Consider the following 8,869-nt stretch of genomic DNA (forward strand, 5'->3'; position numbering starts at 1 on the left):
TCAGATATATAAAATACTTAATGCGAACTGCATGAAATAGCGTCTTGATGCATGCAAATCGCTCATCTCATACTTCGGGACGATGCGCACCCTGCCAAAAGTCGGCTATATAACGTACATGTGGCACAGAACTGGCACAGCTCTTACATAGCTGCTCGACAATTCTTGAAGCACTATGCATATCGGTGCCAGTGATAGGCCATTTGACACAGGAGCTGAATGGAAGGGGCTTGGCTATGTCAAAGAAGCACAAGAAGTCAGACAAGAAGGGCAACGTCTTCGACCCGAAGAGTCCGGCCAGCAAGGCGCTTGCCATCGCGCTTTCTGGCGCCATGGTGACAGCAGGAACGCCGCTGCCGGTCTTCGCGGCAGAGAACCAGAGCGTGTCTCAGCCTTCTGAGCCTGATGCCACATCTGCCGACGAGACGAACTCTCAGGCTGCAGCAGCCCAGGAGACGGCTGCCACGACGACTCAGGAGAGTGCATCTGCTGCATCTACGTCTTCGACGACGGCTGCGGAAGAGGCGCCTGCAGCAGCTGCCACGACCGAAGAGACGGCTCCTGCTGCACGGGAGAGTGCAGCCGAGACGAGCGCGTCTGCCACGACGGCCGAGACGCCCGCTGCTGCCTCTACGGCCACCACGGCCACAGCAGAGGGGACTGCTGCCTCTGAGGACACGATGCCTGCCCAGGAGCTCGAGGAGAGCGTGGCAGTCGGCACTGACACCGTCGCAGTCCATGTGTCTGCGCCTGAAGGTGCGCTTCCGAAGGACGCAAAGCTCGTCCTCGAGACGGTCGATGCAGAAGATCTCGCAGATACGTTCGAAAGCATCGCTTCTGCCTCCAGAAACGAGGTCTCTGCCCTCAAAGCGGTGCGCGTAAGCTATGTGTCCGCCGATGGAAGCGCTGTCACGCCTGCCGCTGCAGTCGAGATTACGCTCACGGATGCAGATCCTTCGACGGATGCAACGACGCTGTGGAGCATGGTGTCAGAGACGGCAGCGCCTGTGAAGGAGGAGGCGGCCACGGCCGGCAAGGCCACGGCAGCCTCTTCTGCGGCATCTTCGATCTATGTGCTCGAGAGCGAGAAGGCCGCTCCTGCAGCAGCGGATGATCCGAGCACATCTGACAGCGCTTCTTCTGACGATGCTTCTGCTGCCAAGGCGGCATCCAGCACGGACGAGGCCACTTCGACCGAAGAAGTCACGAAGGATGAATCCTCTGCCACAGAGGAGACCTCCGAGAGCGAAGAAGCGGCAGGCGCCGAGGAGAGCTCCAGCGCGGATACGGCTGAGACCAGCACGACGCTTGTCTCCGCTCTCTCGATCGATTCGCTGCTCGGTGTCAGCAAGACGGCTGCAGCGACATCTGCGACGGTCACGTTCGTGAACGACAACGACGGCACCACGACGACTGGAACCCTTGAAGCAGGCAACATCGCCGCGAATGCAGCTGCGTCCGGCACTATTCCTGCTGGCTACGCATTTGACCATGCATCCATCTACAACACCGATGTCGTCTCGTTCTCCATCGCTTCTGACGGAACACTCCTTGCTATGACCGCTGATGGCTCCATTGCGCAGATTGCTGCAACCAAGGCCACGGATCTCCAGGTCCACTACCGTGGTTCCTACGCCATTACCTACAAGTACATGATCGACGGCAAGGAGGCCACGGCAGCCGATGCCGGCTCGCTCGTCGGTCCTTCTGGCGTGACCCCCAATGGTACCGCGAACATCGCCTTCACGCCCGCCACGGGCCTTTCGGTCGACAACGTCACCTCGGATAGCGGCACCATCGCGTCGAGCAGCAATGGCTATATCCTGAGCGGCGTCAACGGCGCCACGACCGTGACCGTGAACCTCTCGAGCCAGCATACGCTGACGTTTGCAAACTCCTCCAACACCTCTCTGACCTATGGCAGGACGACGCTGAATTCCACGACCGGCGGCAGCCTCAGCTACACCACCGGCAGCTCCGTCAGCTTCCAGCTGGATAGGTACGACCAGTGGTCCGACAATGCCAAGGTGCTGAACAAGCTGACCATCACGCTGGCCTCTGGCGAAGTCATGGCCAACATTCCGCCTACCGATGGCACCGCTACGACGACGCTCTCCGACGGCACGACCATCACGGTCACGAGGAGCGGCTCCTCTTCGGCTCCGAGTTATCAGGTCACCATCGCGGCTGCCTCGGGCAAGAATGTCTACGGCAACATCTCGGTGAGCACGAACTACAAGGACCAGGCCACCTCCGAGGTCTGGGTCAACCAGCTCGTCGGCGTCGGCTATGTGACGTCCAACGGCGGCACGGCCAACCATGTGGATAGCAACAAGCTCTATCCGGGCATCTTCGACTTCTATGTCAGGAACACCAGATATAGCTCGACATTCACGTTCACTGTCAAGGACGGCTATAAGCAGCCTGACGTGACCATCACCGCGCGCGATCAGAATGGCAAACTGCTGACGAATACCAGCGGTCACTGGCGGCTGACCCCTAACGGCAACGGCTCCTACACCATCACCATCGGTGCCGATGGTAGGAGCTGGCAGCCGAAGGACATCCGCATCTCCATCGTCGCGACGCCTGATGCCACGACGACCTATACGACGAGCTACGACGACGCAGCTGCCTCTGGTTCGTATAGCTACAACGGCTCCTTCACCATCCCTGAATGCACGACCACAAAGCAGGGCCAGCACTTCACGGGCTGGGTGCTCGAGGGCGACACGTCCGGCAAGGTCTACAAGCCAGGCGACACCTTCACCATCAATGACAGCAACGTTGCCTACGCGTCCAATGGCAACTTCCACTTCGTGAGCCAGTGGACCCAGAACGGCGAAGCCAACGTCACGGTGAATGTCACGCTGCACAATGCAGATGGCACCACAACCAATGCAGGCTCCGCTACGGCTGTCGTCGCTATAGGCGCAGCAGCGCGCATCGACCAGTCCCAGGTCGAGGCAATTGTCGCCAAGGCCGCAGGCTCCGGCTGGGCCAGCACCTATGAGCCGCTGGACGACGGCCAGTTCAGTGTCAGCTCCGCTGCTGATGGCCAGACCATCACGATCGTCTACTGCGCAAAGATCAGCCTGGTCAACGCCGACTCCATCGACACTACCTACGACGGCCAGGCCCATACGCTCAGCGCCTCGGCTTCCGTCCCTGGCGCAACGATCGAGTACTCGACCGATAACGGAAAGACGTGGTCGACGACCGCACCGAGCCGCACCGACGCGGGCACCACGAGCAACATCAGCGTCCGCGCCTCCAAGGCCGGCTACAAGACTGTCCAGAAGGACGGCCTGCACATCAGCGTGGCCCAGAGGCCTGTCACGGTGACAGCCAACAACTACACGAAGAAGTACGGCGAGGACGATCCGTCCTTCTCGGCTACCGTTTCCGGCACGCTGAACAACGACACGGTCAGCTACACGCTGAGCCGCGCCGAGGGCGAGAAGCCGGGCCGTTACGCTATCACCCCGTCCGGCGCCGAGAGCCAGGGCAACTACAGCGTCACCTTCAAGCCGGGTACCCTGATCACCACTCCTGCTGACATTACGGACCAGTCTCGCTTCGAGGTCTCGAATCCTTCTGATGTCACCTACAACGGCCAGGAGCAGAAGCAGGGCATCACGGTCAAGGACACCAAGACCGGCGCAACGCTGGTCGAAGGCACCGATTACGACCTGAGCTACAACGGCGACACCACCAACGTGGGTACCGTTAACGTCACCGTTACTGGCAAGGGCAACTACTCCGGCACGGTCGAGCGCAGCTACAAGATTAACGCCCGCAACGTGACGCTGACCTCCGCAAGCGACTCCAAGGCCTACGACGGCACACCGCTCACGAACAATGACGTGACTATCTCCGGCGACGGCTTCGTCGCGGGCGAGGGCGCCACGTACAGCGTGACGGGCACCATCACCAACGTCGGCAAGGTTGACAACGACTTCACCTACACGCTGAACGACGGCACGCTCGCGAAGAACTACATCATCACGCAGGTCAAGGGCACCCTGGAGGTCTCTGAAGGCAACATCGCCGACGAGGACGCCTTCACGGTGAGCCAGCCCGAGGACACCAAGTACAACGGCCAGGAGCAGAAGCAGCCCGTCACGGTCAGCTTCAAGAACGGCGGCGCGGTCGACGCCTCGAACTACGACGTCGCCTACACCCCCGCCGTGGACGCCGGCACCGTCACGGTGACCGTAACCGGCAAGGGCAACCTCTCCGGCTCCGTCACGCGCACCTACGAGATCCAGAAGCGCGACGTGACCCTGACCTCCGCAAGCGATTCGAAGACGTATGATGGCAAGCCGCTCACGAACGGCAACGTCACCGTTTCCGGCGACGGCTTCGTCGAGGGCGAGGGTGCGTCGTATGACGTGACTGGCACCATCACCAATGCCGGCTCTGTGGCCAATGCCTTCACCTACACGCTGAACGACAACACGAAGGCAGCAAACTACAACATCACGAAGGCTGAGGGCACACTGACCGTGAACCAGGCCGACGAAGCTACCGTCCACGTGACGGGCGAGTCCGGCTCGTTCACCTATGACGGCACCCAGAAGTCCGTCGAAGGCTGGGCCTCCGATGCCGCTTCGGTCGACAGCTCCATCAGCGTCAGCCTGAACGACGGCCAGAGCGCTGTTGCACAGGGCACGAACGTGGGCACCTACTCCATGGGCCTGAACGCAAACAAGTTCACGGCTATCAGCCCGAACTACAAGAAGATCACGGTCGAGGTTACCGATGGTACTCTGACCATCACGGCAGCCGCCATGCCTGCCACGGTCACGGGCGAGAGCCAGACCATTACCTATGATGGTCAGGAGCACGAGCTCATTGGCTATACGACCTCTGGCCTGCTTGATGGCCAGACGCTGGGTGGCCTCACGTACTCTGCAAAGGGCACGGCAGCTGGCACCTACACCGGCACCTTCGCGGGCACCGTACAGGTCAAGAGCGCTGACGGCACCGACCAGACCGAGAACTACGTTATCTCCCAGGTCCCGGGCACGCTGACCATCACGGCCGCAGAGATCAACCCCGACACGCCGGATCCGAACGACCCGACGCAGAAGCGCTTCACCATCACCGCGCCCGAGGATGTCACCTACAACGGCACCTCGCAGCAGCAGAAGCCGACGGTCCACGACGCGACGACGGGCAAGGACCTCGTGGAGGGCACGGACTACGAGCTCTCCTACAGCAAGGACACCACGAACGTCGGCACCGTCACGGTGACCATCACGGGCAAGGGCAACTACGCTGGCTCTGTCGACACGACCTACGAGATCAAGCAGGCCCAGGTCGTCGTTAAGGCGGCAGATGCCTCCAAGAACTACGGCGAGAAGGATCCTGCCTTCACTGCTACGGTCACGGGCCTCGTGAACGGCGAGTCCGAGTCGCTCATCAAGTACGACCTGACCCGCGATGAGGGCGAGGCCAAGGGCACCTATGCCATCACCCCGTCCGGTGACGCCAGCCAGGGCAACTACAGCGTGACGTATCAGGACGGCACGCTCACGATCAACGCCGCCGAGATCAACCCCGATACGCCTGATCCGAACCAGCCGGACAACCCTGACGCCAAGCGCTTCACCATCAGCAAGCCTGCCGACACCGTCTACAACGGCCTCTCCCAGAAGGACGGGGTCACGGTCCACGATGCAGCGACGGGCAAGGACCTCGAGCTCGGCACCGACTACACGCTGACCTACAGCGACGACACCACCAACGTCGGCACCGTCACGGTCACCGTCAACGGCACCGGCAACTACTCTGGCACCGTGGCGCAGACCTACAAGATCACGCCGGCCACGCTGACGGTCACGACGCCCGACGCCTCCAAGGCCTACGACGGCACGCCGCTCACGGCCGCAGGCACCGTCTCCGGCTTCGTGAACGGCGAGACCGCGACCTTCAAGACGACGGGCTCCCAGACCGAGGCGGGCTCCTCCGACAACACCTACACGCTCGCCTTCGACCAGACGGCCAAGGAGAGCAACTACACGGTCTCTGCAACGACGGGCACGCTCGAAGTCACGAAGGGCAACATCTCTGATGAGGACACCTTCACGGTGAGCCAGCCCGAGGACACGACCTACAACGGCCTCGAGCAGAGGCAGCCCGTCTCCGTCACCTTCGATAAGAGCGGCGATGCGGTCAGTACCGATGACTACACGGTCCAGTACACTCCGGCTGTGGACGCGGGCACCGTCACGGTGACCATCACCGGCAGGAACAACCTCTCCGGCACCGTCACCCGCACCTACCAGATCACGCCGGCCACGCTGACGGTCACGACGCCCGACGCCTCCAAGGCCTACGACGGCACGCCGCTCACGGCCGCAGGCACCGTCTCCGGCTTCGTGAACGGCGAGACCGCGACCTTCAAGACGACGGGCTCCCAGACCGAGGCGGGCTCCTCCGACAACACCTACACGCTCGCCTTCGACCAGACGGCCAAGGAGAGCAACTACACGGTCTCTGCAACGACGGGCACGCTCGAAGTCACGAAGGGCGACATCTCCAAGTATGTGACCCTCACGCCTTCCGACGTGACGGTAACGTATGACGGAGAAGCTCATACGGCTGGCACCGCTACGGCGACCGATACGAACAGCAACGCTCTCACCATCGAGTACTCCACGGATGGCAAGACCTGGACGGAAAATCCTGCAGACATTGCAGCGACCAATGTCCTCGACTCCACGACCGTCCAGATCCGCGTGTCTGCTGGCAACTATGAGGGCTACCTCACGGGCACCGAGCAGCTCACGATCAAGAAGGCTCCCGTCACGATTACGACAGGCGCCGCCGAGAAGGCATACGATGGCACGCCGCTCACCGACGACCAGATCGAGGTCGCTGGCCTCCGGAACGGCGAGACGGTTTCCGTGAAGACCACGGGCACCATCACCGAGCCGGGCAGCACGCCGAACACCTACGACATCACGTGGGCATCTGAGGCACCTGCCGCGAAGCACGGCATCGCGTCCTTCATCCAGTCGCTCTTCGCAGCGCCTGCTGCCGAGACCACGGCACCGACCGCCAAGCAGTCGAACTACGAAGTCACGGACAACCTGGGTGCGCTCACGGTCACAAAGGCTTCCGTCGACAGCACTGACGGCAGGTTCACGGTCGAGGGCCTCGCGGACGTGAAGTACGACGGCGCGTCCCATGAGGAGAAGCCTGTGGTCACCGATACCAAGACGGGTGCCAAGCTCGTCGAGGGTACGGACTACAAGCTTACCTACAGCGACGACACGGTCAACGCCGGCACCGTCACGGTGACGGTCACGACGCTGCCGACGAGCGAGCACTACACGGGCTCGGTCTCTCGTACCTACAACATCCTGAAGCGTGATGTGACGCTTACGTCCGCAAGCGACAAGAAGAGCTATGACGGAACGCCGCTCACGAACGACCATGTCACGGTCGCAGGTGAAGACTTCGCTGACGGCGAAGGCGCAGCCTTTGACGTGACGGGCACCATCACCAACGTCGGCACCGTGAAGAACACCTTCGCCTACACGCTGAAGGACGGCACGAAGGCCGGCAACTACAACATCACTAAGACCGAGGGCACGCTCACGGTCTCCGCAGGCAACATCGCGGACGAGGATGCCTTCATGGTGGGCAAGCCTGAGGACACCACGTACAACGGGCAGGAGCAGAAGCAGCCGGTCACGGTCAGCTTCAAGAATGGCGGCGCCGTCAGCACTGATGACTACACCGTCAGCTACAGCGAGGACACCGTCAATGCAGGCGCGGTCACAGTGACCATCACCGGCAAGGGCAACCTCTCCGGCCAGGTCACGCGCGAGTACCAGATCCTGCCGAAGGGTTACACGGTCACGACCGAGGACGCAGACAAGACCTATGACGGAACGGCACTGACCGCTCCGGGCGAGGTCGAAGGCATCGTCGACGGCGAGACCTACACCTTCGAGACGACGGGCTCCCAGACGGACGCAGGCAGCTCCGACAACACCTACACGCTCACGTTCGACGGCACGGCGAAGGCAGGCAACTACAAGCTCGAGGGCGAGGCTCTCGGCACGCTGACCGTCAACGCCGCCGAGATCGACCCCGACACGCCGGATCCGAACGATCCGACGCAGAAGCGCTTCACCATCACCGCTCCTGAGGATGTCACCTACAACGGCACCTCGCAGCAGCAGAAGCCGGCGGTCCACGATGGAGCGACGGGCAAGGACCTCGTGGAGGGCACGGACTACGAGCTCTCCTACAGCGAGGACACCACGAACGCCGGCACCGTCACGGTGACCATCAAGGGCATCGGCAACTACACCGGCTCCACCGACACGACCTACGAGATCAAGCAGGCCAAGGTCACGGTGACAGCCGATGACGCCACCAAGGTCGCAGGCGAGTCCGATCCTGCCTTCACGGCCAAGGTCGACGGTCTCGTTAAGGGCGAGTCCGAGTCGCTCATCAAGTACGAACTGACCCGCGAGCCGGGCGAGACGCCGGGTACCTATGCAATAAAGGTCTCCGGCGAGGAGTCCCAGGGCAACTACAGCGTGACGTTCGTGAATGGCACGCTGACGATCACTGAGGCACCGGCTACGCCTGAGCCGCAGAAGCCCGAGACGTCGAAGGCTGAGCCTGAGCCTGCCAAGCAGGAGACCGCAAAGGTGCCGGATACCTCTGACACCAATGCACAGGCTCCGGTCGGCTTCATGGCTGCACTGTCCGCTGCGCTCATGGCAATGGGCGTGCACCTGCGCCGCAAGAGCAGGGACGACGAGGAGTAAGCGCAATCCGCTTCTCTGAGACCTGAGCTTTGGGAGGGCCATCTGGGAGACCAGGTGGCCCTCCTTCTATA

The 8,869-nt window shown here is 62.0% G+C and carries 1 protein-coding gene; it reads left to right on the top strand.

Annotated elements, in window-relative coordinates; all coding sequences use genetic code 11:
* Window positions 1-236 precede the first annotated feature (236 nt).
* A complete protein-coding gene (locus ABVS03_RS11120) occupies window positions 237-8,798 on the top strand; it encodes an MBG domain-containing protein (RefSeq protein ID WP_368019161.1) in 8,562 nt (2,853 codons plus the stop codon).
* The last annotated feature ends 71 nt before the right edge of the window (window positions 8,799-8,869 follow it).

This window comes from Olsenella sp. AGMB03486 (genome assembly GCF_040884255.1).
GTDB classification, from domain to species: Bacteria; Actinomycetota; Coriobacteriia; order Coriobacteriales; family Atopobiaceae; genus Olsenella_L; species Olsenella_L kribbiana.

Excerpts from the sequence above, each read along its gene's own strand:
- ABVS03_RS11120 (WP_368019161.1), top strand. The coding sequence starts at position 237 with ATGTCAAAGAAGCACAAGAAGTCAGACAAGAAGGGCAACGTCTTCGAC.